General features: G+C 70.1%; 26 protein-coding genes. 16 read left to right on the top strand and 10 right to left on the bottom strand.

The features are described from left to right. The first annotated feature begins 42 nt into the window (after positions 1 to 42). The 3 genes from pstC to pstB all read left to right on the top strand — a co-directional run bounded on the left by pstC (position 43) and on the right by pstB (position 2,967). Positions 43 to 1,062, top strand: a complete 1,020-nt coding sequence (gene pstC, locus ACFVYS_RS30370; RefSeq protein ID WP_389507182.1) for a phosphate ABC transporter permease subunit PstC — start codon at positions 43 to 45, stop codon at positions 1,060 to 1,062. Beyond that, entirely contained in the window at positions 1,059 to 2,123 is a 1,065-nt protein-coding gene (gene pstA, locus ACFVYS_RS30365) for a phosphate ABC transporter permease PstA (RefSeq protein WP_389507180.1), read from the top strand. Before pstC ends, pstA begins: the two co-directional genes overlap by 4 nt. Before the next feature lie 67 nt (positions 2,124 to 2,190). After that, complete coding sequence (gene pstB, locus ACFVYS_RS30360; RefSeq protein ID WP_389507178.1) at positions 2,191 to 2,967, top strand: phosphate ABC transporter ATP-binding protein PstB; 777 nt, start codon at positions 2,191 to 2,193, stop codon at positions 2,965 to 2,967. 717 nt (positions 2,968 to 3,684) lie between these two features. On the opposite strand, the gene ACFVYS_RS30355 is transcribed toward pstB, so the two are convergent. After that, on the bottom strand, positions 3,685 to 4,683 hold the full coding sequence (locus ACFVYS_RS30355) for an anion permease (protein ID WP_389507176.1): 999 nt from the start codon (positions 4,681 to 4,683) through the stop codon (positions 3,685 to 3,687). A 7-nt stretch (positions 4,684 to 4,690) separates the two neighbouring features. Beyond that, positions 4,691 to 5,311: a DUF47 domain-containing protein gene (locus ACFVYS_RS30350; protein ID WP_057579445.1), complete on the bottom strand. Its 621-nt coding sequence runs from the start codon at positions 5,309 to 5,311 to the stop codon at positions 4,691 to 4,693. A gap of 231 nt (positions 5,312 to 5,542) precedes the next feature. Between ACFVYS_RS30350 and ACFVYS_RS30345 the strand changes: the two genes are divergently transcribed. Continuing rightward, entirely contained in the window at positions 5,543 to 5,893 is a 351-nt protein-coding gene (locus tag ACFVYS_RS30345; RefSeq protein ID WP_389507174.1) for a metal-sensitive transcriptional regulator, read from the top strand. On the opposite strand, the gene ACFVYS_RS30340 is transcribed toward ACFVYS_RS30345, so the two are convergent. Together ACFVYS_RS30340 and ACFVYS_RS30335 are read right to left on the bottom strand one after the other, a co-directional pair. Continuing rightward, complete coding sequence (locus ACFVYS_RS30340; RefSeq protein WP_389507172.1) at positions 5,894 to 6,106, bottom strand: hypothetical protein; 213 nt, start codon at positions 6,104 to 6,106, stop codon at positions 5,894 to 5,896. 151 nt (positions 6,107 to 6,257) lie between these two features. Then, a complete protein-coding gene (locus tag ACFVYS_RS30335; protein WP_389507170.1) occupies positions 6,258 to 7,094 on the bottom strand; it encodes a hypothetical protein in 837 nt (278 codons plus the stop codon). 142 nt (positions 7,095 to 7,236) lie between these two features. Here ACFVYS_RS30335 and ACFVYS_RS30330 point away from each other — a divergent pair, with 142 nt between their 5' ends. Continuing rightward, positions 7,237 to 7,407, top strand: coding sequence for a hypothetical protein (locus ACFVYS_RS30330; protein ID WP_389507168.1), 171 nt, complete (start codon positions 7,237 to 7,239; stop codon positions 7,405 to 7,407). Between the two features lie 211 nt (positions 7,408 to 7,618). Next, entirely contained in the window at positions 7,619 to 9,175 is a 1,557-nt protein-coding gene (locus ACFVYS_RS30325) for an FAD-binding oxidoreductase (protein WP_389507167.1), read from the top strand. 9 nt (positions 9,176 to 9,184) lie between these two features. On the opposite strand, the gene ACFVYS_RS30320 is transcribed toward ACFVYS_RS30325, so the two are convergent. Beyond that, a complete protein-coding gene (locus ACFVYS_RS30320) occupies positions 9,185 to 9,895 on the bottom strand; it encodes a phosphatase PAP2 family protein (protein WP_389507165.1) in 711 nt (236 codons plus the stop codon). 167 nt (positions 9,896 to 10,062) lie between these two features. Further along, positions 10,063 to 11,070 carry an NlpC/P60 family protein gene (locus tag ACFVYS_RS30315; protein WP_389507163.1) on the bottom strand — a complete coding sequence of 336 codons (1,008 nt, stop codon included), beginning with the start codon at positions 11,068 to 11,070 and terminating at the stop codon, positions 10,063 to 10,065. A gap of 412 nt (positions 11,071 to 11,482) precedes the next feature. Between ACFVYS_RS30315 and ACFVYS_RS30310 the strand changes: the two genes are divergently transcribed. Next, the gene (locus ACFVYS_RS30310) at positions 11,483 to 12,166 is read left to right on the top strand and encodes a carbonic anhydrase (RefSeq protein ID WP_389507287.1); all 684 of its coding nucleotides are present in this window, start codon (positions 11,483 to 11,485) and stop codon (positions 12,164 to 12,166) included. 4 nt (positions 12,167 to 12,170) lie between these two features. Here ACFVYS_RS30310 and ACFVYS_RS30305 read toward each other — a convergent pair whose 3' ends face one another. After that, complete coding sequence (locus tag ACFVYS_RS30305) at positions 12,171 to 12,917, bottom strand: trypsin-like serine peptidase (protein WP_389507161.1); 747 nt, start codon at positions 12,915 to 12,917, stop codon at positions 12,171 to 12,173. 115 nt (positions 12,918 to 13,032) lie between these two features. On the opposite strand from ACFVYS_RS30305, the gene ACFVYS_RS30300 reads away from it, so the two are divergent. Further along, on the top strand, positions 13,033 to 13,287 hold the full coding sequence (locus ACFVYS_RS30300; protein WP_389507159.1) for a DUF397 domain-containing protein: 255 nt from the start codon (positions 13,033 to 13,035) through the stop codon (positions 13,285 to 13,287). A gap of 63 nt (positions 13,288 to 13,350) precedes the next feature. On the opposite strand, the gene ACFVYS_RS30295 is transcribed toward ACFVYS_RS30300, so the two are convergent. Continuing rightward, positions 13,351 to 13,521, bottom strand: coding sequence for a hypothetical protein (locus tag ACFVYS_RS30295; protein ID WP_028807375.1), 171 nt, complete (start codon positions 13,519 to 13,521; stop codon positions 13,351 to 13,353). 120 nt (positions 13,522 to 13,641) lie between these two features. Next, a complete protein-coding gene (locus ACFVYS_RS30290) occupies positions 13,642 to 14,865 on the bottom strand; it encodes a phosphatidylserine/phosphatidylglycerophosphate/cardiolipin synthase family protein (protein ID WP_389507157.1) in 1,224 nt (407 codons plus the stop codon). Positions 14,866 to 15,222: 357 nt separating this feature from the next. Between ACFVYS_RS30290 and ACFVYS_RS30285 the strand changes: the two genes are divergently transcribed. From ACFVYS_RS30285 to ACFVYS_RS30250, 8 genes are all read left to right on the top strand, one after another. Next, a complete protein-coding gene (locus ACFVYS_RS30285; protein ID WP_389507155.1) occupies positions 15,223 to 16,476 on the top strand; it encodes a PP2C family protein-serine/threonine phosphatase in 1,254 nt (417 codons plus the stop codon). Positions 16,477 to 16,771: 295 nt separating this feature from the next. Continuing rightward, on the top strand, positions 16,772 to 18,112 hold the full coding sequence (locus ACFVYS_RS30280; RefSeq protein ID WP_389507153.1) for a peptidase S8: 1,341 nt from the start codon (positions 16,772 to 16,774) through the stop codon (positions 18,110 to 18,112). A 410-nt stretch (positions 18,113 to 18,522) separates the two neighbouring features. Further along, positions 18,523 to 18,831 carry a hypothetical protein gene (locus ACFVYS_RS30275; protein WP_003991275.1) on the top strand — a complete coding sequence of 103 codons (309 nt, stop codon included), beginning with the start codon at positions 18,523 to 18,525 and terminating at the stop codon, positions 18,829 to 18,831. Positions 18,832 to 19,032: 201 nt separating this feature from the next. Continuing rightward, entirely contained in the window at positions 19,033 to 19,887 is an 855-nt protein-coding gene (locus ACFVYS_RS30270; RefSeq protein ID WP_389507151.1) for a hypothetical protein, read from the top strand. Beyond that, on the top strand, positions 19,877 to 21,217 hold the full coding sequence (locus tag ACFVYS_RS30265) for a hypothetical protein (RefSeq protein ID WP_389507149.1): 1,341 nt from the start codon (positions 19,877 to 19,879) through the stop codon (positions 21,215 to 21,217). The genes ACFVYS_RS30270 and ACFVYS_RS30265 overlap by 11 nt, the downstream gene beginning before the upstream one ends. Then, positions 21,214 to 22,773, top strand: coding sequence for an SCO6880 family protein (locus ACFVYS_RS30260; protein WP_389507147.1), 1,560 nt, complete (start codon positions 21,214 to 21,216; stop codon positions 22,771 to 22,773). The genes ACFVYS_RS30265 and ACFVYS_RS30260 overlap by 4 nt, the downstream gene beginning before the upstream one ends. A 14-nt stretch (positions 22,774 to 22,787) precedes the next feature. After that, positions 22,788 to 24,218: an ATP-binding protein gene (locus ACFVYS_RS30255; RefSeq protein ID WP_062645566.1), complete on the top strand. Its 1,431-nt coding sequence runs from the start codon at positions 22,788 to 22,790 to the stop codon at positions 24,216 to 24,218. Positions 24,219 to 24,237: 19 nt separating this feature from the next. Continuing rightward, positions 24,238 to 25,818 carry a type VI secretion protein gene (locus ACFVYS_RS30250; protein WP_389507145.1) on the top strand — a complete coding sequence of 527 codons (1,581 nt, stop codon included), beginning with the start codon at positions 24,238 to 24,240 and terminating at the stop codon, positions 25,816 to 25,818. Here the strand turns inward: ACFVYS_RS30250 and ACFVYS_RS30245 are convergent. Continuing rightward, a complete protein-coding gene (locus tag ACFVYS_RS30245) occupies positions 25,807 to 26,370 on the bottom strand; it encodes a GNAT family N-acetyltransferase (protein ID WP_389507143.1) in 564 nt (187 codons plus the stop codon). The two genes, ACFVYS_RS30250 and ACFVYS_RS30245, sit on opposite strands and share 12 nt — an antisense overlap. Positions 26,371 to 26,477: the final 107 nt, after the last annotated feature.

The raw sequence follows: 26,477 nt of genomic DNA, 5'->3' as shown, positions 1-26,477 counted from the left end.
CGCCCCCACACCCGCAGGCGGTTCCGCAGACCGGAGACCTCCATGGACATATCGACACAGAACACAGACACGGACGACACCCCGCCTCCTGTCGCCCCGCCGGCCGTGACCGCCGAGCAGAAGCGTGCGGCGCGCGGTGCCACCCGACCCGGTGACCGGATCTTCCTCGCCCTCTCCCGCGGTTCGGGCATCTTCCTGTTGGTGATCATGGCCGCGATCGCGGTCTTCCTCACCTACCGGGCGTACCTCGCCATCAGCGAGGACGACGCCAACTTCCTGACCACCTTCGAGTGGAACACCAGCCTCGTCCCGCCGAAGTTCGGCATCGCGGTCCTGGCCTTCGGCACGGTGGTCTCGTCGATCATCGCGATGGTCATCGCCGTCCCGATCGCCGTCGCGATCGCCCTCTTCATCACGCACTACGCCCCGCGCCGCATGAGCGGCCCCGTCGCGTACGTGATCGACCTGCTCGCCGCCGTCCCGTCCATCGTGTACGGCCTCTGGGGCGCCCTGGTCCTCGTACCGCACATGGACGGCCTGTTCGGCTGGCTGAACGACTACCTGGGCTGGACCGGCGTCTTCTCCTGGGACGACGGCGCCCCGCGCTCGATGCTCACGGTGGGCATCCTGCTGGCCGTGATGATCCTTCCGGTCATCACCAACGTCAGCCGCGAGGTCTTCCGCCAGGTCCCGCAGATGCACGAGGAGGCGGCCCTGGCGCTGGGCGCCACCCGCTGGGAGGTCATCCGCATGTCGGTGATCCCCTTCGGCCGCTCCGGAGTCATCTCGGCCTCGATGCTCGGCCTCGGCCGCGCGCTGGGCGAGACGATGGCGGTGGCCACCGTCCTCTCCCCCGACTTCGACATCCACGCCAGCCTCCTCAACCCCGGCGGCGGCACCTTCGCCCAGAACATCGCCAGCAAGTTCAACGAGGCGACCGAGTTCGGCCGGGACGCGCTCATCGCCTCCGGTCTGGTCCTGTTCGTCATCACCCTGCTGGTCAACGGCGCGGCACGCATGATCATCGCCCGCCGCAGTGAGTACTCGGGGGCCAACGCATGAGCCACGCAGCAGCAGTAGCCGACAAGTCCCCGAGCACGCTCCAAGGCGCCAGCCTCCCGCGCTGGTCCCCCTGGGCCATCGCAGCCGGCTCGCTCGCCCTCGCGGTCGTCATCGGCCTCGCCGGCGGCCTGGACAGCAAGGTCCAGTGGGGCCTGATCGCCGGCATCCTCTTCATCCTCGGCACCTTCGGCATCGCCGCGAAGGTGGAGGGCCGCCGCCAGGCGAAGGACCGGATCGCGACAACCCTGGTCTGGGTGGCGTTCCTCCTGGCCGTGGTCCCGCTGGTCTCCCTCCTCTGGACGACGATCCAGCGCGGCGTGAAGGTCCTGGACGTCTACTTCCTCACCCACTCGATGGGCGTGGTGGCGGACAGCGAGGCCGGCGGCGGTATCTACCACGCGATCCTCGGCAGCCTGGAGCAGGTGGGCCTGGCGACCGCGATCGGTGCCCCGATCGGCATCCTGACGGCGATCTACCTGGTCGAGTACGGCCGGGGCGGCCTGGCCAAGTCGGTCACGTTCTTCGTGGACGTCATGACCGGCATCCCGTCGATCGTCGCGGGCCTGTTCATCCTCAGCCTGATGCTGATGCTCGACATGCAGCCCTTCGGCTTCGCGGGCTCCCTCGCCCTGGCGATCCTGATGATGCCGGTCGTCGTACGCTCAACAGAGGAAATGCTGAAGCTGGTCCCGAACGAGCTGCGCGAGGCGTCCCTCGCCCTGGGCGTCCCGAAGTGGCGCACGATCCTGAAGGTGGTAGTCCCGACCTCGATCGGCGGCATCATCACGGGCGTGATGCTGGCGATCGCCCGTATCGCGGGCGAAACGGCGCCGGTTCTCCTCCTCGTCTTCGGAAACCCGTTCATCAACGCCAACCCCTTCGAGGGTGCGCAGGCGTCGCTCCCGCTGTACATCTACCAGCAGTACTCACAGAGCGCGGGTTCGACAGCGGCCTACGACCGCGCCTGGGCGGCGTCGCTCACCCTGATCGCCTTCGTGATGATCCTCAACATGGTGGCCCGCGGCATCGCCCGCTGGAAGGCCCCGAAGACCGGTCGCTGACTCAGCGATCAGCGGCTTCTGCCGCACGGGGCCCCCTCAGCGACTGACTGGAAGTGAAGTAGAAAAAATGGCGAAGCGAATCGACGTAAGCGGACTGACCGCCTACTACGGATCCCACAAGGCGATCGAGGACATCTCGATGACGGTCGAACCGCGCTCGGTGACGGCCTTCATCGGCCCCTCCGGCTGCGGCAAGTCGACGTTCCTGCGCACGCTGAACCGGATGCACGAGGTGACGTCGGGCGGCCGGGTCGAGGGCAAGGTGCTCCTGGACGACGAGGACCTGTACGCCTCGGGCGTGGACCCCGTCTCGGTCCGCCGCGAGATCGGCATGGTCTTCCAGCGCCCGAACCCGTTCCCCACCATGTCGATCTTCGACAACGTGGCCGCGGGCCTGCGGCTGAACGGCAGCTACAAGAAGTCGGAACTGGCGGACGTCGTCGAGAAGTCCCTCAAGGGCGCGAACCTCTGGAACGAGGTCAAGGACCGCCTCAACAAGCCCGGCTCGGGCCTGTCCGGCGGCCAGCAGCAGCGGCTGTGCATCGCCCGCGCCATCGCGGTGGAACCGAAGGTCCTCCTGATGGACGAGCCCTGCTCGGCCCTGGACCCCATCTCCACCCTGGCGATCGAGGACCTGATCGGCGAACTCAAGGAACGCTTCACGATCGTCATCGTGACGCACAACATGCAGCAGGCGGCGCGCGTCTCGGACCGCACGGCCTTCTTCAACCTGTCCGCCGTAGGCCAGCCCGGCAGGCTGATCGAGATCGACGACACGGAGCGCATCTTCTCCAACCCGTCGGTCCAGGCGACAGAGGACTACATCTCGGGCCGCTTCGGCTGAGCCCCACCCCACCAAGACCCCTCGCGGTGCTGCATGGCGGTGCCACCGCGAGGACGCAAAGGGCCCGCCCCCCGGACGGGGGGCGGGCCCACGCGTGTGCCTCCAGCGGCTGAGCGGGGGTGGGGCGAAGCCCCGTGGGGGACGGGGCGAACCCGTGGGGGGGTGGGGCGAAGCCCCGTGGGGGGCTGGGGACGGGGTCCCGCGCGGGGGACCTGGGACGGAGTCCCCGGAGGGGGTGCGGGGGACGGAATGACCGCCGGGGTGGAGGGGACGGAACCCCCGCGGGGGGGACCCGGGGACGGAGTCCCAGAGAGGTGCGGGGGACGCAGTCCCCGCAGGGGGTCCGGGGCGTCGCGCGGGGGACGGAATGACCGCCGGGGTGGAGGGGACGGAACCCCCGCGGGGGGGGACCCGGGGACGGAGTCCCAGAGAGGTGCGGGGGACGTAGTCCCCGCCGGGGGTCCGGGGCGCAGCCTAAGCCCTCTCCCCACCGAGCCGGACGGGTGAGGAACACCCGGCGTGTCGGGGGACGCAGTCCCCGCGAGGGGTCCGGGGCGCAGCCCCGTGGCGGGGGCACTCACCCCACCGAGTCGGGCGGGTGGGTGGGCGGACACCCGGGATGCAGGGGACGCAGTCCCCGCGAGGGGTCCGGGGCGCAGCCCCGTGGCGGGGGCACTCACCCCACCGAGTCGGGCGGGTGGGTGGGCCAAGCACCCCCTACAGGAACGCCACGTTCACCACCCAGAACGCGCACGCAGCGACAAACCCCGCCGCCGGCATCGTGATGAACCACCCCAGAACAATGTTCTTGGCGACACCCCACCGCACGGCATTGATCCGCTTCGTCGCCCCGACACCCATGATCGCCGAAGTGATCACATGCGTGGTCGAGATCGGCGCCTTGAACAGAAACGCCGTGGTGAACATGATCGACGCCCCGGTCGTCTCCGCGGCGAACCCCTGCGGCGGATCAAGCTCGATGATCTTCCGTCCAAGAGTCCGCATGATGCGCCACCCACCCGCATACGTCCCCAGCGAAAGCATCACCGCACAAGCGATCTTCACCCACACCGGAATCGGATCGTCGGCCCCCTGCACATCGCCGATGACGAGCGCCATCACCACGATGCCCATCGTCTTCTGCGCGTCCTGGAGACCATGCCCCAGCGCCATACCCGCGGCGGAAACCGTCTGAGCGATCCGAAAGCCCCGCTTGGCCTTGTGCGGGTTGGACCGGCGGAACATCCACAGAATGGCCGTCATCACCAGATAACCGACAATGAGCCCCACCACCGGTGAGACGAACATCGGGATGACGACCTTGTCGAGGACGCCGGACCAGATGACGTCCGTACCACCGGCGAGCGCCGCGCCCACCATGCCGCCGAACAACGCGTGCGAGGACGACGAAGGCAGCCCGAAGTACCAGGTGACCAGGTTCCAGACGATCGCCCCGACCAGCGCGGCGAAGAGGATCCCCATCCCCTTCGCCCCGTCGGGCGTCTCGATCAGCCCCTTGCTGACGGTGTGCGCGACACCACTCCCGAGGAACGCGCCGGCGAGGTTCATCACCGCCGCCATGGCCAGCGCCGCCCGAGGCGTCAGCGCCCGGGTCGAAACGGACGTGGCGATCGCGTTCGCGGAGTCGTGAAAACCGTTCGTGTAAGTGAATCCGAGCGCGACGCCGATGGTCACGATCAGAGCAAAGGTGTCCATTAAGGGCTCAGGACTCCTTGACCGCGATGGTCTCCACCGTGTTGGCCACGTGCTCGAAGGCGTCGGCGGCCTCCTCCAGCACATCCACGATCTGCTTCAGCTTGAGCACCTCGATGGCCTCGTACTTGCCGTTGAAGAGATGCGCGAGCAGCTTGCGGTGGATCTGGTCGGCCTGGTTCTCGAGCCGGTTGACCTCGATCCAGTACTCGGTGAGGTTCTCCATGGTCCGCAGGTTGGGCATGGCCTCGGCCGTCAGCTCGGCCGCCCGTGCCAGCACCTCGATCTGCTGCTCGACGCCCTTGGGCAGTTCCTCGACGTTGTAGAGGACGACCAGGTCGACGGCCTCCTCCATGAAGTCCATGATGTCGTCGAGGGAGGACGCGAGGTTGTAGATGTCCTCGCGGTCGAAGGGCGTGATGAACGAGGAGTTCAGCTGGTGGAAGATCGCATGGGTGGCGTCGTCACCTGCGTGTTCCGCGGCCCGCATACGCTCTGCGATCTCGGCCCGGCCGGCGGGGTCCGCCCCGAGCAGTTCCATCAGGAGTTTCGAGCCCGTGACGATGTTGTCCGCGGATGCGGCGAACATGTCGTAGAAGCTCGTCTCCCTGGGGGTCAGACGAAAGCGCACGTTGGGGTCCTCAGGATGCATCGGTTTCGGTCAGGCTGATGCTAGGCGCATCATCCGGCCACGGCTAATGGGCCGTCCACCAGTGTCGCCCATCGGACAGAGCGACCGGGAGGGGGGCGACCGACCGGTGAGCGGCCGGCGAAGTCCCTGCTCGGGCCGTATACCCAAGGAAGTTCGGTACGATATACCCAGTAGGGGTATAGGTGCGGAGCCGGAGCGCTGGAGGACACGATGACGACCACACAGGCCGGCGAACCCACCGCCGAACCCGGCGTCGAAGCGGACCACGCCCCCGGGACGGTCCACGGCTACCACAAGCAGAAGGACGAGCACCTCAAACGCCTGCGCCGCATCGAGGGCCAGATCCGCGGCCTGCAGCGCATGGTCGACGAGGACACCTACTGCATCGACATACTCACCCAGGTCTCCGCCTCCACCAAGGCCCTGCAGTCGTTCGCGCTCCAGCTCCTGGAGGAACACCTGCGCCACTGTGTCGCCGACGCGGCGCTCCGGGGCGGCGACGAGATCGACGCAAAGGTGGAAGAGGCGACCAAGGCCATCGGCCGTCTGCTGCGCACCTGATCAGCGCCCCGCACGGGCCCCCATGCCGGCCCCCGTCCCGGGGTCGCCACCCGCCCGTTCCTCCCCCACCCGCAGCACCTGGTCGATGCTCTCGAGACTGAGCCGTTCCTCCCCGGCCGCCGAGGCGGCGATGATCAGCTCCCCGCACAGCTCGATCTCGGCGAGGGCCTCGTGGTCCTGAACTGCCGTACCGCCGCCCGGAGCCACGCGCATCACCTCGTCCCTGCCGTCACCGACTTCCTAGAGTAGGGAGCGCTATACACCGCGCGCATGGCACGGACGGGCTAGTCCTTGTGTCCACCCGGTGGCCGAAAACGCTCGCCCAGGGCCACCCGGCACAGGCGCGTTCCGCACCGGTACCGGCTCATTCCTCCGCGATCCGCCCCGCGTAGATGTCGCCGGGGGCCGGCAGCCGCACCTCGACGGGCGCCCCGAAGTCGTACAGCAACGTCGTGGAGGCCACCGCGACGGCCTCCTTCTGCTGCCCGTTCACAAAGCTGAACCGGTGCCGGACCTTGCGGATGCGCCCCTCGTCGTCGAGGTAGACGTCGAACGGCACCCGCGCCGTGGCGAACCCTTTCGCCGCCGCGCGCAGCGCATCCCGTCCCCCCGCCGAAGCCTCGTCGGCGGCCACCGCGAGATCGGCGGTCCCGCGGTAGTGCCGCACCGCCGTCCCGGCCACCTCGGTCCTCCCCACGTACGTCGCCGTACGCGTCCCCCGCAGCACCTCGGCGGCGGCGAACGGATCGGTGGCCCCGCCGGTCACGAGGTTCCCGTCGGACAGGGTCGCCGTCTCCACCCGCACCCACTTGTCGTCCGGCACCCCGGCCCCCCGGTTCTTCATGAACAGGGCTCCGGGCGCGAGGAGTTCGGTGATGGGACGGTGCTCACTGGTCCCGGCCGGATCCTGCGGGAGCAGCACCTTCAGCTCACCGCGCTGCTTGCGGTAGTCGTACACCCCCTGGCCCCGGATGGTCACCCGGGTCCCGCCGGTGGCCATCTCCATCGACGTACGGGCCTTCGACGTGCCCGCGGCGACGAGGGTGTCGGCGGCCCGGTGCAAGGTCTCGACGGGGTCGGCCGCCCGGCCGTCCTCCGCGGCGGCCCCGCCGGCGGAACACCCGGCGGCTCCCGCACAGACCCCCGCCACGAGTCCCGAAAGGACCATCGCGCCCATCAGCCCGCGCCGCCGCTCCGCCATGGCCTGTGCACCCCCAACCGGTACGTCCGTCACGGACTTCCTGTCGTTCCGCTTAACGACGGGTAAGTGCCGCCGTCACGCCGGTCCGAAGGCCTGCGACCGCCATGCGGGTTCACCACCGATCCTGGGTAACGTTGTCCTTGTGACGCAGCAGGACGGATCGACCCACCCCCGCACCAACGGGGAACACAGCACCACGACCGTCGAACAGGGCAGGTTCTGCCTCGCCCGCTGCACCTGCGGCTGGCGCGGCCCGGCCCGCAGGGCCAGAAGCATGGCGAGAGCGGACGGGGAGCTGCACACGGGCGGCTGACCGACCCACACGTACCGGCCCCCACGTGCCGGCCGACACGCACCGACCCACACCTGCCGGCCGGTGCCTACCGGCCGACACCGACCGTCCGACCGGCTGACGTCACTGTTGCGTCACCGCCGGACCCCGCTGGAACCTGTGGTCCCATGACCCCGTCTCGCTCCGTGAAGGCGCATGAAGCCGACAGGCGGCCGAGGGAAGGCGCAAGAACATGGAACGGCGTACGTTCATCGCGGGCGGCACGGCCGCCGTCGCGGCGGCAGCGACCGCGTGCAAGGCGAACGGCGGCAGTGCGGACGGCTCCGCCCCGGCCACCGGGGACACCACCACGACCCCCCTGACCACGACCAGCGTCGCCGCCCCCGCCAACTGGCCCGCGCTCGCCCGCGACCTGGACGGCACCCTGGTCCGCCCCGGCGAAGCCTCCTGGGCCGCGGCCCGCCAGCTCTACAACACCCGCTTCGACAACCTCAAGCCGGCGGCGGTGGCCTACGTCGCCCACGCCGACGACATCCGCACGGTTCTGGCCTACGCCCGCGCCCACAAGATCAAGGCCGCGATCCGCAACGGCGGCCACTCCTACGGCGGCTGGTCCTCGGGCGACGGCCGGCTGATCGTCGACGTCTCCAAGCTGAACCGGGTCCGGGCGAGCGGCACTTCGGCCGTGGTCGGCGCGGGTTCGAAGCTGATCGACGTCTACCGGGCGCTCGCCGCGAAGGGCGTGACGATCCCGGCGGGCTCCTGTCCGACGGTCGGCGTCTCCGGCCTGGTGCTGGGCGGCGGCCACGGCGTCGTGTCCCGCGCCTACGGCCTGACCTGCGACAGCCTCACCCGGGCCACGATCATCACCGCGGACGGCAAGCAGCTCACCGCCGACGCGACGACGAACAAGGACCTCTTCTGGGCCCTGCGCGGAGCCGGCAACGGCAACTTCGGCATCGTCACGGAGCTGGAGTTCAAGACCCACCCCGCGCCCCAGGCGGTGACGGGCTACCTCACCTGGCCCTGGTCGAAGGCGGCCGCGGTGGTGAAGGCCTGGCAGGAGTGGGGCCCGTCCCAGCCCGACGAGATCTGGTCCTCCCTGCACCTGGCGAACGCGACCGGCGGCACCCCCACCATCTCCGTCGCCGCGTTCTGCATCGGCACGTACGGCCAGCTCCAGAACGCGGTCGACCGGCTCGCGGACCGGGTGGGCGCCCCCGCGACGAACGTCTCGCTCCGCCGCCGTACGTACGAGGCGGCGATGGAGATCTACGCCGGCTGCTCGTCGTTCTCCTCCGACGCCCAGTGCCATCTGCCGGGCTCGACACCGGGCCGCTCCCCGCAGGGCGCGCTGGGCCGGGAGACATACGCGGCCCGCTCCGACTTCTTCGACGCCTCGCTCTCGGCGGCGGGCATCCAGACCCTCCTGAAGCAGCTGAAGTCCGTCCAGGGCGGCTCGGGCAGCATCGCCCTCACCGCGCTGGGCGGCGCGGTGAACCGGGTCTCGCCGACGGCCACCGCGTTCGTCCACCGCCGCTCACGCATGCTGGCGCAGTACATCGGCGCGTGGCGGGCCGGGACGGCGGGGACGGCGGCCCAGTCCTGGCTGAACACGGCGCACCAGGCGATGGCCCCGTACGCCTCGGGCGCGGCCTACCAGAACTACGCGGACCCGACGCTCACGAACTGGCGCAAGGCCTACTACGGCGACGCGCTGCCGCGCCTGACCCGGCTGAAGAAGCAGTACGACCCGAACGGCTTCTTCAGCTACCCCCAGGCCCTCTGACGTACTGCCCTAGGCCGCGAGATCCCGCTCCTCGGCGGCGACCTCGGGCCGCGCGCCGGGGATGAATCCGTCCCGCTCGCCGACCCGGGCGGCCCGGCCGCGCACGACCCAGCCGACCCGGGGCGACCGGTCGACGGCCTTCAGCACCGGGGTGAGCAGCATGGAGGCGACGGGCGACAGCAGCAGGGCCACCGCGGTCCCGAGCGCGAACCCGCCGACGACGTCCGTCGGATAGTGCACGCCCATGAAGATCCGGCAGAACCCTTCGAGCAGGGCGACCCCTATCCCGACGAGCCCGAACTTCCGGTGGGCGACGAACAGTCCGACGGCCATGGCCATCGTGAGGGTGGCGTGGTCGCTCACGAAGGAGTAGTCGGTCTTGCCGGAGACGAGCACCTCCAGCCCCTCGTGGTCGAGGAAGGGCCGGGGCCGTTCCACGAATCCCCGTATCGGCACGTTCACCAGCACGGCGACGCCGGCGGCGAGCGGCGCCCAGATCAGGGCGGCGACGGAGGACGCGGCCTCCTCGGCCCCGCCGGGCCGCCGTCTGACCCCCCACCAGCACCACACGATCAGCAGCACCATGGCGAGCAGCAGCCCGTACTCGCCCACGAACTCGACGGTCCGGTCGAGCCAGTGCGGAGCGTCCTTCGCGAGCCCGTTGATGTCATAGAGCAGGTCGACGTCCGGGTTCGACCCGGATTCGGCGAGTCCAGCCATGGTGCTGCGGCCCCTTCGTCGTGTTCTGCTCGGCACACCTCACATGCGCCCGTCCAACAGGAACGCACGGCCCCGGTTGATACGTTCCACTCTCCACTGAATGATCACGCAGACGTTATCGAAGAGAGATAGATCCCCGCAGCTCAGGGGCCGGGTGCGGGCATCCTTCAGACGGTCGTGGGGAGCGCTTTCGCGCCATCTTCGGTGACGCGGGTGGCCCCGAAGTACTCGGCCGTGTCGATGGGGTCGAACCGGATGACGGCCCCGGTGTACGGCGCGTTGATCATGTACCCGCCCCCCACGTAGATCCCCACGTGGTGGATGGCCCGCGAGTTGTTCGGGTCGGTGGAGAAGAACACCAGGTCCCCGGGCAGCAGCTCGCTGCGCTGCGGATGCGGCCCCGCGTTGTACTGGTCGTTGGCGACCCGCGGCAGCGTGATCCCGACGCTCTCGTAGGCGGCCTTGGACAGCCCGGAGCAGTCGAAGCGTCCTCCCTGGTCAGCGGTGCCGTTGCCGCCCCAGAGGTAGGGCGTGCCGAGCTTCTTCTGGGCGTAGTAGATGGCCCCCGCCGCCTGCTCGGACGGATCCACCCGGCTGACCGGCGCGGCGAAGGACTCCGCCAGAGTCGTGATCGTCTTCACATAGTTCTGGGTCTCCTTGTACGGCGGCACGCCCCCGTACCTGATGACCGCGTAGGCCCCCGCGTTGTACGAGGCCAGCATGTTGTGCGTGGCGTCCCCGGGGACGTCCTTCACGTACGACGCGAGCTGGCAGTCGTAGGACGCGGCCGACGGGATCGCGTCATTCGGGTCCCAGACGTCGCGGTCGCCGTCGCCGTCGCCGTCGATGCCGTGCGTGGCCCAGGTGCCCGGGATGAACTGCGCTATCCCCTGCGCGGCGGCGGCGCTCTGCGCCCTCGGGTTGAACCCGCTCTCCTGGTAGAGCTGGGCGGCGAGCAGCGCGGGGCTGATGGCGGAGCACAGATTGCCCCACTTCTGCACAAGCGTCTGGTAGGCGGCGGGCACGGCGCCCTTGGCCAGTGCTCTGCCCGCACCGCCCACCCCGCTCGTGGCGCTCCCGCCGACGAGGTAGACCCCGATGACGAGCGCCATCATGAAGGCGGCACCGGAACTGACGGCAGCGGTCGCCACGATCCATGTCCTACGCACCGTCAACCGCCCCTCGCCGCCCAGGAGTCCGCCCCGGACAGTGTAGAGGCGGCTCCCCTGCCGCGGGGTGATCACGAACAAGGAGAAACCGCACGTGGCGGCCACCGCGCCCCACGCGACACGTGCCTCATCCCGACTCACCCGTTCCGCAAGGGGGTTACGCGTCGAACGGGGCACCTCATCCGGTCAGGAGGGGGCGTCGGAGCCGACTTCCCCGCGCGTCCGTCACCGCCGGGTCGCGTAAAGGGCGGGCCCGGGACGGCTCAAGCGTCCACCATCGAACGGCCTCGGATTCCCCATCCTTCGCCATGATCGGGCAACGCGGGCACCGGACTTCGGGCTCGGACATACGTTCCACCCCGTGATCACCGAAGACACCTTCCCCACCACCGCCCGCCGCGCCCTGCTGCGCGGTGGCATGGCCGGGGCCGTGGCCCTGGGCGGCGCGGCCCTCGGCACCGCCCCGGCGTCAGCCGCCACGGCCGCGCCCGGCGCCGGTCCCCGCACCGCGTCCCGCCCCACCACGGCCGAAGCGGCCCTGCGGGAACTGGCGGACGGCAACCGCCGCTGGCGCACCTTCCGCGAGCGGCACCCGGACGAGACTCCGGCCGTCCGGCGGAGCCTGACGGGCGGTCAGCAGCCCTTCGCCCTCGTCCTCGGCTGCATCGACTCCCGGGTGCCGCCGGAGCTGGTCTTCGACCAGGGGCTGGGCGATCTGATGACCGTCCGGAGCGCGGGCGAGGTCCTGGACGAGGCCGTGCTCGGCAGCGTCGCGTACGGCGTGCTCGAACTCGACATACCCCTGGTCGTGGTCCTCGGCCACCAGTCGTGCGGCGCCGTGAAGGCGGCCGTCCAGGCGGACCTCACCGGCACGAGCCTGCCCCGGCACATCCAGTACCTGGCCGACCAGATCAACCCGTACATCGACCGCGCGAAGGAGGGCGATGCCCGCGTGGACTCGACCATCGACGCCCACATACGAGCCGTCCGTTCCCGCCTCGCCGCCGAGCCCGACCTCGCGGCGAAGATCTCCGCCGGCGAGCTGGCCGTCGTCGGCGCGCGCTACGAGCTGACCACCCAGCTCGTCCACCGCGTCGCGTGACGCCTCAGGGGCCGGAGGCCGCGTCCTCGTAGAGTTCCGCGGCCTCCGGCCCCAGGACCACGCTGTACGAGATGTCGGCCGTCGCCCCGCCCTGTTCGTGCCCGCCGAGGACGCCGACCACCTCGCCGTCGCCGTTCACCCAGGGGCTGCCGCTGGTCCCGCCGGTGAGGTCGGGGCAGTCGATGCGCTGCTGGGTGGAGTTGTGGGCGGTGGGCCGGTTCGTGCAGCGGACCGGCACCTCGAGCGAGTCGGGGTACCCGGTGACGGTCACGGCGGTCGCCCCGGTGCTGGTACGCGTCGCGAACCGGTTGCCGCCGACCACGTCCTCGACGTCCTCGCCACCCCGGCCGTGGAGGACCGCGAAGGCCACATCGCTGTCCTCGTCCTGCCCCTGCGCCCATCCGTCGGGCAGGAAGACCCGCTCCACCCGCCAGATCCCGTAGGGGGCCCTGCCGTCCCGGTACCCGGGGACGAAGGCCAGCTCGCCCGCCCCACCGAGGCAGTGCGCGGCGGTGACGATGAGGTCGCGGTGCGGACTGTGCACCACGGAGGCGGTGCAGAAGTGCTCACCGGCGAGTCTGCCGGCGTCGGCGTCGCCGGCGGCGAACAGCGCGCCGACCCGCTCCGACTGCGCCGTGGCCGCCGCGACGGCCGTCACCCCCAGGGGCCCGGGTCCACCGTCGGCGGCCGCTTCCGAGGCGGAGGTGACGGCCAGCAGGACGACCGCACCGAGCAGGGCGTTTCGCTTCATCGGGTTCACTGTGTCCCACGAAGGTGAGAGAAACGTCAGACGCATCCTTCTCCTACGACGCTACCCGCACTCCACCCACGGCACCTTTCCACCAGCGCGGGGATACGGTGGGCGGGTGGCTGACATCCCCTGCGACCTCATCTGGACCCGCGCGGCCCCTCCGGACGCGACCGGGCCCAGCCCCTGGATCGAGATCGCCTTCGGCGAGGGAGACGACGGCGAGGCACCCGTCTACCTCCGAGTGACCAGTGACCCGGAGAACGTCGTCACGACGAACCGCAGAAAGTGGGACGCGTTCGTGCTGGGAGTTCAGGCAGGGGAATTCGACCACTTCGTCGAGGGTGTACTGGAAAACGACCGGACCGAATAGCGTGGGCATACCGAAGGGCCCCGTAAGCAATGGCCGACGGGGCCCTTCGTACCGGTGATGTGACTACCAGCGGTACCAGCGGCCCTTTCGGCCACCATGTCCGGCGGGTCGGACCACGAAGCCCACCAGCCAGACCGCCAGTACGATGACGGCGATCCACCACAGGGCCTTGAGGGCGAACCCGGCACCGAAAAGGATGAGCGCGAGAAGCAGAACAACAAGCAGGGGAACCATGATTATCAACCTCCGCTGATTCAAGTGCCCCACGAAATTCCCTTCACGCCCTCAAATCTTGAATGCATATGTGCGGGATTCCCGGGAATACGGATCGCCCGAAAACACGGCGTGCGGGCGTCACAGAAAACGGCGGATGGGCATGACGGCGACCTCTCGCGCCCGCTGGAGCGCGGAACGCCGCTTCCAGCGGCCCTCCCGGATCAGCGCGGCGGCCTTCAGGTCGTCGTCGAAGTGGCCGTCGAGCGTGGCCGTGAACTGCTGGTCCAGCACGGCGAGCATGATCTCCTCGTCGTGGTCGAGGGACCGCCGGTTGAAGTTGGTCGAGCCCACCAGCGCGGCGACGCCGTCGACGGTGATGACCTTGGCGTGCATCATCGTCGGCTGGTACTGGTAGATCTTCACGCCACAGGCGGTGAGGTCCTCGTAGTAGTGCTGGCCGGCCAGCTGGCAGACCCGCTTGTCGGTGTACGGACCGGGCAGCAGGATCTCCACCTCCACCCCCCGCCGCGCGGTGGCGCACAGGAGTTCGATGAAGAAGACGTCCGGCGAGAAGTAGGCGGTGGCCAGCCGGAAGCGGTCCTCGGCGGACTCCAGCATCACCCGGATCAGGGTCTGCATGTCCTGCCAGCCGAAGCTGGCCGAGCCGCGGACCACCTGCACCACCGCGTCGCCCTGCGGGCGGTGCGCGACGAACCGGTCGCGGCCGTCGAAGAGCTCGTCGTGGCATTCGGCCCAGTTCTGCGCGAAGGCGGCGGCGATGCCGTCCACGGCCGGCCCGCGGACCTCGACGTGGGTGTCGCGCCACTCGCGCTCGTTGCGGGCGTTGCCGCACCACTCCTCGGCGATACCGACACCGCCGGTGAACGCCGCCTGCTCGTCCACGACGAGGACCTTGCGATGGCAGCGGTGGTTCTGCTTGAACGGCGAAAGGGTCAGGGGTCTGCGGAACCAGGCCACCTGCACCCCGGCCCGCTCCATCTCCTCCAGCAGTTCCTTCTCGATCAGCCGGCTGCCAAACCCGTCCAGCAGCAGCCGCACCCGCACACCCGCCTGGGCCCGGTCGGCCAGCGCCCGCGCGAACTCGCGGGCGATGTCCCCCCGCCAGTACACGAACGTCATCATGTCCACGGTGTGCTCGGCGGACCGGATGGCCGCCAGCATCGCCGGAAAGATCTCGTCTCCGTTGCGCAGGGCGGTGAGCGCGTTGCCCTCGGTCGCCGCGATGCCGATCAGCCGCTCCAGGCGACGGCGTATCCGCACGGCGCGCTCCTGGACCCGCTCCGCCGCCGGCCCGTCGGCAACGGGGTCGGTCAGCTCGGGCCGGTCCTGCGTACTCGTCATGACGTCACCTGGCCGGCACCCGCAGAGGAAAAGGAAGCCGCGCTGCCCGGTCCGGCACGGGGCGCGGCGAGCAGACTGTACTCCCGCCCCCCGGCCCGCCCGGCGCGGGTGACACTCACCCCGCCACCCCTTCACCGTCTGTGACGACCGGTCCGCCCGACGTGAACACGTGTGCGGTTGCCGTTCCCGACCGCGAAGGCGACGCTCTGCGAGAATATGACGTATGACTGCACGTCGCATGACTGTGCGGAGCGGAAGGCGGCCGGTCACCCCGGACGCGGCCGACCGCCGCCTCCAGGCCGCCGCACCGGAGGAAACGGCCCCCGCGATCACCCCCTGCGTCACCGCCCCACGACGATGAGCGGGACCGGCAACGGCGCGAGCGGCGAACACCCGCCGCCCGAGGCGCAGCCCGGCGACGACCGGGCGGCGCTCTCCGCGCTGCTGGAGGACAGCGTCGAGGACCTGTACGAGCACGCGCCGTGCGGCTTCGTCTCCACCACGCCGGACGGCACGATCGCAAAGATCAACACGACCCTGCTGGACTGGCTCGGCCACTCCCGCGGCGACCTGGTGGGCCGCAGGACGTTCTCCGACCTGCTGACCGTGGGTGGCCGTATCTACCACGAGACCCACTTCGGCCCGCTGCTGCGCATGCAGGGCGAGATCAGCGGGATCGCCCTGGAACTCCAGGCGACCGACGGCAGCCGTCTGCCCGTGCTGGTCACCTCCACGGTCAAGACCGGCAGCGACGGGCAGCCGATGCTGATCCACACCACCGTCTTCGACGCCCGCGACCGACGCGCCTACGAGACCGAACTGCTGCGCGCCCGGCAGGAGGCGGAGGACGAACGCGAAGAGCTCCTGCGCCTCAACGCCACCCTCCAGCAAACGCTGCTGCCTCCGGCGCTGGTGAGCGTGCCCGGACTGGACGTGGCCGCGCACTACCACATCGCCTCCCCCGACAAGGTCGGCGGCGACTTCTACGATCTCTTCCCGCTCGCCGCGGGGACCTGGGGCCTGTTCCTGGGCGACGTCTGCGGCAAGGGCGCCGCGGCCGCGGCCGTCACCTCCCTGGCCCGCTACACCCTGCGTGCCGCCGCGGTCTACGACCCGGACCCGGCCGCCGTCCTGAGCAACCTCAACACCGTCCTCAACCACGAGTACAACGGCGACGACCCCCGGTTCTGCACCGTCGTCTTCGGCCTGCTCACCCCCGACACCGACCACGGCGGCTTCCGCATCACCCTGGCCGGCGGCGGCCACCCCCCGGCCCTGCTCCTGCGGGCGGACGGAAGCGTCGGCCACCTGGACACCCCCGGCGGACAGCTCATCGGCGTCCTGCCCGACGCCTACATCGCCACCACCACCGTCCACCTGGAGGCGGGCGACACCCTGCTGCTCCACACCGACGGCCTCACCGAGGCCCACACGGCCGCGAACAGCGACGACGACCGCTACGGGGACGAGGCGCTCCTCGACTTCGCCCGAACTCTCGCGCCCACCACCGCGACCGACGCCGTCGCCGCGATCCGTGAGCTGCTCGACACCTTCGGCACCGGCGTCGACGACGACACGGCCGTCCTCGCCATCAGCGTGCCCCGGCCCTGAGACGACGACGCCACAGTCCCCGCACATCCCCACGGGCCGGCCGCCACGACGGCGCCGGCCCGCCCGAGGTCAAGCGCCGGCCATCGCCGCACCATCCGCCCGCCATTGATCAGCAATCCCCGAACCCCCTTCAGTATTGCGGAAGTCAGGATTCCGCCACCCGTCTTGTTGTCGCGTACTCAACAAGGGAACAGTCGTCCGCGGGCCGCCGCCCGCCACCGGGGACCACGTACCGGTGGCACGCATCACCCCCCACCCGCACCGCCCCTGTCACCCCATCTTCAGGAGCTGTCCGTTGCGTACGACGACTTCCCCCAACTCCTCCGCCATATCCGGCAGATGGCGCCGCATCGGCGCCTCGGCCCTCGGCACCGCCGCTCTCGTGCTCGCCGGACTCGGCACCGCGGCCCACGCGAGCGCGGCACCCCCGACCCCCACCAAGACCACGCCCGCCAAGGTCACTTGGGCAGCCACCCCCTGCGCCACCCCCAAGCACCAGGGCGACCTGGCCTGTCACTCCTTCCGCGTGACCGGCGGCACCACGGCCTTCCAGAAGGAACGCGCCGCCGAGACCGGCAAGACCGCCAAGGTCACCCCGAAGGCCGCCGCCGCGAGCCCCACCGGCTACGGCCCGTCCGACCTCCAGGACGCCTACGGCCTGACCGACGCGGCCGCGGACAACGGCTCCGGCGAGACCATCGCCATCGTCGACGCCTACGACGACCCCAACGCCGCCGCCGACCTCGCCAAGTACCGCACGTACTACGGCCTCCCCGCCTGCACGGTCGCCAACGGCTGCTTCAAGAAGGTGAGCCAGAGCGGCTCCACCACCTCCCTCCCCAGCGCAGACAGCGGCTGGGCCGAGGAGGAGTCACTCGACCTCGACATGGCCAGTGCGGTCTGCCCGAACTGCCACATCCTGCTCGTCGAGGCCACCTCCGCCTCCATGGCCAACCTCGGCAAGGCCGTCAACGAGGCCGTGACCCTGGGCGCCAAGTTCGTCTCCAACAGCTACGGCGGCTCGGAGTCCTCCTCGGACACGTCGTACGACACCTCGTACTTCAAGCACGCGGGCGTCGCCATCACCGTCAGCGCGGGTGACGAGGGCTACGGCGCCGAATACCCGGCCGCCTCCCCGTACGTGACGTCCGTCGGCGGCACCGCCCTGTCCACCTCCTCCACGACCCGCGGCTGGACCGAGAAGGTCTGGAACACCAGCTCCACCGAGGGCACCGGCTCCGGCTGCTCCGCCTACGACACCAAGCCGACCTGGCAGACCGACACCGGCTGCGCCAAGCGCACCGTCTCCGACGTCTCGGCCGTGGCCGACCCCGCGACCGGCGTCTCGGTCTACGACTCCTACGGCGTCACCGCCGGCTGGTACACCTTCGGCGGCACCAGCGCCTCCGCGCCCGTCATCGCCGCGGTCTACGCCCTCGCCGGCACCCCGGGCAGCGGCGACTACCCGGCCTCCTACCCCTACGCGGCCGCCGGCACCTCCGCCCTGAACGACGTCACCAGCGGCAGCAACGGCACCTGCTCCTCGAGCGCCGCCTACCTCTGCACCGCCAAGTCGGGCTACGACGGCCCCACCGGCCTCGGCACCCCGGAAGGGACGGACGCCTTCACCGGCTGACCTCGCGTCAGGCGAAAGCCGCAACAGAACCGCCACCGTGGGCCGTGGGGGCCACACGTGGTGAAAGGGCGAACGGGCCTCGGCATCCAGCCGTGGCCCGTTCGCCATGCCCGGTGTGCGCTACGTCATGAGAACATCGAAACGTACGCTCACCCGACCAGCCGTCAGAAACGGCGCAGGGCCGTGAAGTGGGCTAACGACGGAACCACACCACAGGTTCCGCTCCGGCCTCATTGCCCGGCGTGACCTGTCGTGATACACAGAGTGACCATACGAGCTATTCGTACGACTCCCGTCCGCCAATGACGCCAAGTCGACTTACGACGGCGACTTTGTCGGCGAGAATGAGGCGTGACCTCTGCACACCCGCAGAGGAACTGCGGAACTACCCATCAGGGGCGGTGACTTACATGCTGTTTGCGGCCGACAAAGGCGACATCAACACCATCATCGGTGGGATCGCTCCGGACTGGGGGCCCTTCGGCAGCCTGGGCAACGAGGCCAAGGTGATGATCGAGGTCGTGATGGCGGTCGCCATCCTCCTCTGCCTCGGCATCGCCATCTGGGGCGCGGCCAAGCAGCGCATCGGCGCGACCGCCCTGCGGGACACCTTCAGCGCGGAACAGGGCAAGGGCCTCATCATCGCCGGGCTGACGGGGGTCTTCATCATCGGCTCCCTCGGGACGCTGTTCACCATCGTGTACGGCATGGCCGTGTAGCCGCGGCCTCCGCACCACCCCCAGTACCGTCCGGGCACGCCCGGCCCGCCACCCCCACCCACCTGTCGTGCCCACCGGCTGAGGTTGCGTTTCCCTGATGTCCCTGATGTCGAGTCACCACACCGCGCCCGCGCGGGAACCAGCACGGCTACCGTCGTACTTGTACGCGTCCCGGTACGGCAGCGAGGGGGCCTACGCGGCATGACTCCCGGCGACGAACACGACTACGGCGAATCCGCGCGCTCCGACGAGGGGCACGGGTACGGCAGGACCCGCCTCCGGCTGCCCGAGAACGACCCCTACGGCGGTGCCCGCAGAGGCGGCGGCCGTTCGTCCTCACGGAGCCTGGTCACGGTGGTCGGCGTCGTCGTCCTCCTCATCGCGGCGATCGCCTTCGCGAACCGCGGAGGAGACGATTCCCCCTCCACCTCGGCCAGCGGCGCGACCGGCGACAAACCCGACGCGACCAGCACGGCGGCCACCGGCACGAAGCCGGTGGAATCGAAGAGCGGCACCATTCCCACCGGGTACGCGCACGACGCGCAAGGTGCGCAGAGCGCAGCCGCCAACTACGGCATCGCGCTGGGTTCGGCGGACATGTTCAACACGGACCTGCGACACGAGATCGTCAACACCGTGTACGCACCGGACGTCGCCGCGAACAAGCAGTCGGCCCTGGACACCGCTTACTCGAGCGAGACGTTCCTGAGCAACATCGGGCTCGACAAGGACGGCTCCGCGCCGAACGGTCAGGCCTTCGTCTCCCGTGTCATTCCTGTAGGCACCAAGGTCACCGCCTCCACCGCCGGCAAGGCAACGGTCGAGCTCTGGTACACGTCGCTCTTCGGTCTCTCGGGCGAAGCCTCCACCAATCCGGTGTCCGAGAGCTGGTTCACCACCACCTACCAGCTCGACTGGGTCAACGGCGACTGGAAGATCACCGACTTCCAGCAGAAGGACGGACCCGTCCCGGTCGGGCGGGACCAGCAGGCCTCCACCGCCGACGACATGACGAAGGCCGTCGAGGAGTACGGAGGGTTCACGTATGCGCGCTAAGCACCTCGTCCTCAAGGCGACGGCCGCCCTGGCGGCCGTTCAGACGGTCGCGGTACTGACGGCCACCCGTGCCCTCGCCGCGCCGACGCCCAGCCCGTCGCCGTCCCCCTCCACGTCCCCGAGCAACAGCGCGTGCAGCGAACTCATCCGGGGCCCCGCCAGGGACTACTGCGAGAGGGGCGAGAACCCCTCGTCCACCACCAACCCCGGCGTCTCCGACACCCTCGACCCCCTCTCCTCCCTCGCCAAGGGCTGTGCCGACGCCGCGTCCTGGACCGTCGACAAGCTCAGCGAGGCGGTGAAGGAGACCGCGACCGTCGACTTCACCAACGAACGGTTCCTCCAGCAGTACGCCGTCGTCTTCGCCGCCTCGACCGTCCTGACCCTCCTGCTGTGGCTGCTGGCCGTCGCCAAGAGGGCGGTGCGCGGAGTCCCCCTCACCACCGCCATCGGTGAAGCCGTCGGCTTCCTCTGGCTGACCGTCCTGGCCTCCGCCTTCACCCCGCTCATCCTCTACACGGTCGTCTCCGCCACGGACGGCATCACCGACGTCCTCGCGAAGACCACCGGCAACCAGACCGACACGTTCTTCGGCACCTTCTCCGCGGCCCTCGCCAAGGGCGAGGACATCGGCGGCGGCCCGATCATGCTGATCGTGGTGTCCCTGGTGTCGATCCTCGCGGCCGGAGTGCTGTGGCTGGAGCTCGTCATCCGGGCCGCCCTCCTCTATGTGGGGGCCCTGCTCGGCACCGTCGTCTACGCGGGCCTGGTCGACAAGAACCTGTGGAGCCACGTCCGCCGCTGGGCCGGCATCATGATCGCCGTCATCCTGGTCAAACCGGTCATCGTGATCGTGCTCGGCCTCGCCGGGGCACTGTCCTCCGCCGACGGCCCGAACGCCTTCTCCGCCGTCGTCTCCGGCCTCTCCATCATCCTGCTGGCCATCTTCGCCAGCGCGATGATCTACCGCTTCGTCCCCGGCTTCGGCGACGAGATCGCGGGCTCCCGCAACAACCGCATCATGCAGGGCGCCGAAGGCAAGGCGGCGGCCGTCATCAGCTCCCCGGCGACCCTCGTCGCCCAGGGCATCAAGACGCACAGCACCCGTGCGGACAACAACGGCGGCGGCCAGTCCGGGTCCTCCGGCGCCCGCCCCTCCAATCCCGCCTCAGGCGGAGTCGCCGCGCACAGTTCGCGCACCCCGAACGGGGGCGGCGGATCTGTCCCCTCCGCCGCACCCGCACCCCGCGCGAGCAGCCCGGTCAACACCCCGCACGCAAGCAACACCCGCAACAGCAGCAACAACCGCACGGGAGGTGAAGGGCGTTGACGGCTGATTCCCACGTGTCCCACGCGATCACGCCCCGCCGTACATATCTGATCGGCCGCGCCCGGCCGAACGCGATCGTCGGCCGCAACCGCGAGACCGGTGAGATCGCGCTCATCGTCGTCGGCGCGTTCCTCGGCATGATGTGCGGCCTCCTCGTCCCCGTCCTCGCCCTGCGGATCGTGCTGCTCAGCGGCTTCCCGATGATCGCGCTGGCCGCCGTCTACGTGCCGTACAAGCACCGCACGTTCTACAAGTGGTTCGAGATCAACCGCAGCTACAAGCGCACCCTGCGCCAGGGCACGGCCTACCGCTCGACCGTCATGGAGGCGGGCACCCGGCTCGACGGCCAGGAGATCGAGATCGGCCCGCCCCCGGGCATCGGCCGCATCAACTGGCTGGCCGCCCCCTTCGGCCCCGACGAGATCGCCGTACTCCTGCACGCCGACCGCCGAACGGTGACGGCCGCCATCGAGATCGAGGGCCCGGGCGTCGGCCTGCGCGACAGCGAGGACCAGGAGGCCCTGGTCGACCGCTTCGGCACCCTTCTCAAGCACGTGGCGAACGGCGACGGCTTCGTCACCCGCATCCAGATGCTCGCCCGCACCCTCCCCGCCGACCCCGACGCCCACGCCAAGGACGTCGCCGTGCGCGGGGACGAGAAGTCCCCCGACTGGCTGGCCCGCTCCTACGACCAGCTCCAGTCCATGGTGTCCACGAGCAGCGAGCAGCACCGCGCCTACCTCGTCGCCTGTATGCACTACACCCGCGAGCTGTCCGCCGAGGCCCACGCCATGGCCCGCGCCGCCCGCCCCCGGTCGGGCCGCAAACTGGACCGTGACGCGGGCCTGGCGGTGGTCATGGCCCGCGAGCTGACGGACATCTGCTCCCGCCTCCAGGAGGCGGACATCCGCGTCCGCCAGCCCCTGGGCCAGGGCCGGCTGTCCTCCCTCGTCCACTCCATGTACGACCCGGACCACCCCATCGACCACATCCAGGCGATGACCAAGCGCAACGCCTGGCCGGCCGAGCTCGACGCCATGGAGCCGACGTACCTCCAGGCCAAGACCCGCGAGTCGTCGACCCGTGCCCCGTGGTGCCATGCCACGGCCTGGGTGAAGGAGTGGCCGATGACCCCGGTGGGCGTCAACTTCCTGGCACCGCTCCTCGTCCACACCCCGGACGTCATCCGCACCGTCGCCGTGACCATGGACCTCGAACCCACCGAGGTCGCCATCGAACGCATGCTGACGGAGAAGACGAACGACGACGCCGAGGCGAGCCGGGCCGCCAAGATGAACCGCACCGTCGACCCCCGCGACGTGGCCGCCCACTCCCGACTGGACCAGCGCGGCGAGGACCTGGCGTCCGGCGCGGCGGGCGTGAACCTGGTCGGCTACATCACCGTCTCCTCCCGCAATCCCGAGGCCCTGGCCCGCGACAAACGGACGATAAGGGCGTCGGCCGGCAAGTCGTACCTGAAGCTGGAGTGGTGCGACCGAGAGCACCACCGGGCGTTCGTGAACACCCTCCCGTTCGCCACCGGAATCCGAAGGTAGGGGCTGATGAGCTGATGCGGGATCCGCTGTCCGTCCTCACGGACGCCTTCACCTCCTTCCTCTTCGGCAAGGTCGAGACGACCCGGCTGCCGGTGCGCACCTCCACGGGCCAGGCCCAGGCGGTGTACCTGCCGACGGCCGCCCCCGGCCTAGGCGACTCCGGCGTCATCATCGGCCGCGAGGTCTACTCCGGGAAGGGCTACATCTACGACCCCTTCCAGCTGTACGGCCAGCAGCTCCCCGCCCCGCACTGGCTCGTCCTCGGCGAGTCCGGGAACGGCAAGTCGGCGCTGGAGAAGACCTACGTCCTGCGCCAGCTGCGCTTCCGCGACCGCCAGGTCGTCGTCCTGGACGCACAGGGCGAGGACGGCGTGGGCGAATGGAACCTCATCGCGCAGGCGCTGGGAATAACTCCTATCCGCCTGGACCCGGCGGCCGCCCTGGACCACGGGATCCGCCTCAACCCACTGGACCCGTCGATCACCACGACCGGCCAGCTCGCGCTGCTGCGCACCATCATCGAGGTGGCGATGGGCCACGGCCTGGACGAGCGCTCGGGCTTCGCGCTCAAGGTCGCCCACGCCTACGTCAACGAGACGATCGTGGAGCGCCAGCCCGTCCTGACCGACATCGTCGAACAGCTGCGCCACCCCGAGCCGGAGTCGGCGGAGGCGATGAACGTGGCCATAGACGATGTACGCGCCTGGGGCCTGGACGTGGCACTGGTCCTGGACCGCCTGGTCGACGGTGACCTCAGGGGCATGTTCGACGGCCCCACGACGGTGGGCATCGACCTGGACGCTCCGCTGATCGTGTTCGATCTGTCACACATCGACCGCAACTCGATCGCCATGCCGATCCTGATGGCGATCGTCGGGGTCTGGCTGGAGCACACCTGGATCCGCCCCGACCGGAAGAAGCGCATCTTCCTGGTGGAGGAGGCCTGGCACATCATCAACAGCCCGTTCGTGGCCCAGCTGTTCCAGCGACTGCTGAAGTTCGGCCGTCGCCTCGGCCTGTCGTTCGTGGCGGTCGTCCACCACCTGTCCGACGTGGTGGACGGAGCGGCGGCGAAGGAGGCCGCGGCCATCCTGAAGATGGCGTCGACCCGGACCATCTACGCCCAGAAGGCGGACGAGGCGAGGGCGACGGGCCGGGTCATCGGCCTGCCCAGATGGGCGGTGGAGATCATCCCCACCCTCACCCCGGGCATCGCGGTCTGGGACGTCAACGGCAATGTGCAGGTGGTGAAACACCTGATCACCGAGACGGAACGGCCCCTCGTCTTCACCGACCGGGCGATGACGGAATCCTCCACCGACCGCACCATGTCCGACGACGACGCACTGCTCGCCGCCGAACTGGAACAGGAACGACGAGCGGCGGCCTTCATGGAACAGCACCTGGCCGACTTGGACGGCTCGTCCGAGTCGACGGTGGCGTAGCGCGGGAGAGGGGGTCGCCATGAGACCGGGAGACGAGCGCCGCGACCCCGGCCACGGCCAGGGAGGCGTCCCCGACGGCCTGCTGGTCGGGATACTCGCGTTCCTGCTCGGCATGACCCTGCTGGTCTGGACGGCGACCGGCCTGGCGGCCCTCTTCGCCCACGGCTCCTGGCCCGCGGGCGTCACCTTCACCCGCACCCCGCTGGCCATGCGCCACCTCATCGCCCGGCCCCACGACATCCCCGGCGCCTGGCCCGAAGCGGAAGCGGCGGACTTCTCGGGCTACGGGCTGTTCTGGGGCATGTTCATCGGCCAGGTGATGATCCTGCTCGTCCTCACCGTGTTCGTGATGGGGACACTCGCCCGATGGCGGGCGGTACGAGCGAGGAAGCGCGCGGACCTGACACCGGCTCCGATGCCCGTTCAGGAGACCGTGACGCCACCGACGCACCACGAGGTGCCGACCCAACGCGTCGAGACCGCCACCAGGACGGACACCGAGCCGCCGGCACCGACGCAGTCTCTCCAGCCGACGCCGGCCGCGCCACCCGCCTCGCTCTCACCGTCCCTCCAACCGCAGCCGCAGCCGCAACAGCCCTCGACATCCGCTGCCGCCGCCGCTCTCTTCCCGGCTGTGCCAGGTGAACGGGCGGCCGGATGGGAAGCCAACCGCTTCGAGGGCGCGGCGCACTACGCCCCGCCGGAGATCCGCCACGCGACCGCGATCCAGGCCATCCGGGACGCCGAGGGCCCCGCCGTCATCCTCACCTCCAGCCCCGCCCTCTGGCAGGAGACCAAGGACGCCCGAGCCAAACTGGGCCCGGTCCACCTGTACGACCCCGGCCACCTCTGCGACACCCCGGCCCGCCTCCACTGGTCCCCCACCACGGGCTGCGAGGACAGACAGACCGCGACCGCACGCGCGACGGCACTCCTCGCCCCCGTGCGCCCCAGCTCGCGGCTCGACCAGGCGGTCAGCGACACCGCCGAAACCCTCCTGCGCAGCTACCTGCACGCCGCGGCCATCGACGGCCGCACCATCCGCCACGTCCACCGCTGGTCCCAGGGCACCGGCATCCAGGAAGCCGTCCGCACCCTCCGGACCAGCCCCAAGGCCGCCCCGGGCGCGGCGGGCGAACTCGAAGCCGCCCTCACCGCCCACCCCGAACGCCGGGACATCGCCCAGGAACTGACCTCCCGTGCCCTCTCCGCCCTGTCCACGGTGAACATCCGCGAGGCGTGCACTCCCAACCGAACTGACGCCCTCGCCTTGGATTCCTTCGTGGACGAAGGGGGAACTCTCTATGTGCTCGGTGAATCAATCGAGGACCCCAGGGCCAGTCCCGGCGCGATGCCGCTCCTGACGGCCCTCGTCTCCAGCGTGGTCGAGCGCGGGCGGCGCATGGCCGAACGGTCATCCTCCGGTCGCCTCGACCCACCAATGTCCCTGGTCCTGGACGATGTGGCGGCCGTGGCCCCCATCCCCCAGCTCCCCGACCTGCTGGCCACCGGCACCGATCGCGGCCTGCCCACCCTGGCCCTGCTCCGTTCCCGCGAACAGGCCAAGGCCCGCTGGCCGCATCACGACCTACCGGTCTGACGCCTCGGGACGCTCGAGGACGAACTCGTACTCGGCCTCCCCGGCCCCCTGCCCCAACTGCACGGTCCGCCCGCTCGGTATGAACCCCGCCTTGCGGTAGGCCCCCTGCGCCCGCGCGTTCTTCTCGTGGACGATGAGCCGCACCCGCTCGACCCCCGACTCCCAGGCCCAGTCGACGGCGGCGTCGATCAGCGCCCGCGTCGTTCCGCCGCCCCGCCACTCGTCCCGCACATAGACCCCGACGAGGTGCCCCTGACGCCGTTCCACGGGGAAACCGGCCCAGTCGACGCTCCCAGCCTCCTCCACGAGCATGGTGACCGAGCCCGCCCACTGCCCGTCCTCCGCCTCGGCGACGAACTGCCGTACGCCGGCAGCCCCCTCGGCCGCCCCGGCCGCCCGCTCCTGCCAGAAGGAGTCGGGCCGCGCCACAGCAGCCTCATATGTCTCCAGAAAGGCCAGCGGTGCCACCGGATCCCTGAGCGCAAGCAACCGCAGGTCCTTCACCAGGGCCCACTCTTCAGCCCGTACGACCCTCACCGCATACGTGTACATAGAATGCACCGTAACGCAGAAAACCCCCGCACCGTGAGGTGCGGGGGTTTCCCGTAATATTTGTTCGGCGGTGTCCTACTCTCCCACAGGGTCCCCCCTGCAGTACC

The sequence above is a fragment of the Streptomyces sp. NPDC058295 genome, assembly GCF_042880655.1.
GTDB lineage: Bacteria > Actinomycetota > Actinomycetes > Streptomycetales > Streptomycetaceae > Streptomyces > Streptomyces coriariae.
This window is presented reverse-complemented; position numbering and strand designations above follow the sequence as displayed.

Excerpts from the sequence above, each read along its gene's own strand:
- pstC (WP_389507182.1), top strand. The coding sequence starts at position 43 with ATGGACATATCGACACAGAACACAGACACGGACGACACCCCGCCTCCT.
- ACFVYS_RS30345 (WP_389507174.1), top strand. The coding sequence starts at position 5,543 with ATGACGACCACACAGGCCGGCGAACCCACCGCCGAACCCGGCGTCGAA.
- ACFVYS_RS30250 (WP_389507145.1), top strand. The coding sequence starts at position 24,238 with ATGAGACCGGGAGACGAGCGCCGCGACCCCGGCCACGGCCAGGGAGGC.
- ACFVYS_RS30285 (WP_389507155.1), top strand. The coding sequence starts at position 15,223 with ATGAGCGGGACCGGCAACGGCGCGAGCGGCGAACACCCGCCGCCCGAG.
- ACFVYS_RS30270 (WP_389507151.1), top strand. The coding sequence starts at position 19,033 with ATGACTCCCGGCGACGAACACGACTACGGCGAATCCGCGCGCTCCGAC.
- ACFVYS_RS30320 (WP_389507165.1), bottom strand. The coding sequence starts at position 9,895 with ATGGCTGGACTCGCCGAATCCGGGTCGAACCCGGACGTCGACCTGCTC.
- ACFVYS_RS30295 (WP_028807375.1), bottom strand. The coding sequence starts at position 13,521 with ATGGTTCCCCTGCTTGTTGTTCTGCTTCTCGCGCTCATCCTTTTCGGT.
- ACFVYS_RS30275 (WP_003991275.1), top strand. The coding sequence starts at position 18,523 with ATGCTGTTTGCGGCCGACAAAGGCGACATCAACACCATCATCGGTGGG.
- pstB (WP_389507178.1), top strand. The coding sequence starts at position 2,191 with ATGGCGAAGCGAATCGACGTAAGCGGACTGACCGCCTACTACGGATCC.
- ACFVYS_RS30335 (WP_389507170.1), bottom strand. The coding sequence starts at position 7,094 with ATGGCGGAGCGGCGGCGCGGGCTGATGGGCGCGATGGTCCTTTCGGGA.
- ACFVYS_RS30245 (WP_389507143.1), bottom strand. The coding sequence starts at position 26,370 with ATGTACACGTATGCGGTGAGGGTCGTACGGGCTGAAGAGTGGGCCCTG.
- ACFVYS_RS30355 (WP_389507176.1), bottom strand. The coding sequence starts at position 4,683 with ATGGACACCTTTGCTCTGATCGTGACCATCGGCGTCGCGCTCGGATTC.
- ACFVYS_RS30325 (WP_389507167.1), top strand. The coding sequence starts at position 7,619 with ATGGAACGGCGTACGTTCATCGCGGGCGGCACGGCCGCCGTCGCGGCG.
- ACFVYS_RS30255 (WP_062645566.1), top strand. The coding sequence starts at position 22,788 with ATGCGGGATCCGCTGTCCGTCCTCACGGACGCCTTCACCTCCTTCCTC.
- ACFVYS_RS30305 (WP_389507161.1), bottom strand. The coding sequence starts at position 12,917 with ATGAAGCGAAACGCCCTGCTCGGTGCGGTCGTCCTGCTGGCCGTCACC.
- ACFVYS_RS30265 (WP_389507149.1), top strand. The coding sequence starts at position 19,877 with ATGCGCGCTAAGCACCTCGTCCTCAAGGCGACGGCCGCCCTGGCGGCC.
- ACFVYS_RS30340 (WP_389507172.1), bottom strand. The coding sequence starts at position 6,106 with ATGCGCGTGGCTCCGGGCGGCGGTACGGCAGTTCAGGACCACGAGGCC.
- ACFVYS_RS30290 (WP_389507157.1), bottom strand. The coding sequence starts at position 14,865 with ATGACGAGTACGCAGGACCGGCCCGAGCTGACCGACCCCGTTGCCGAC.
- pstA (WP_389507180.1), top strand. The coding sequence starts at position 1,059 with ATGAGCCACGCAGCAGCAGTAGCCGACAAGTCCCCGAGCACGCTCCAA.
- ACFVYS_RS30310 (WP_389507287.1), top strand. The coding sequence starts at position 11,483 with ATGGCCGGGGCCGTGGCCCTGGGCGGCGCGGCCCTCGGCACCGCCCCG.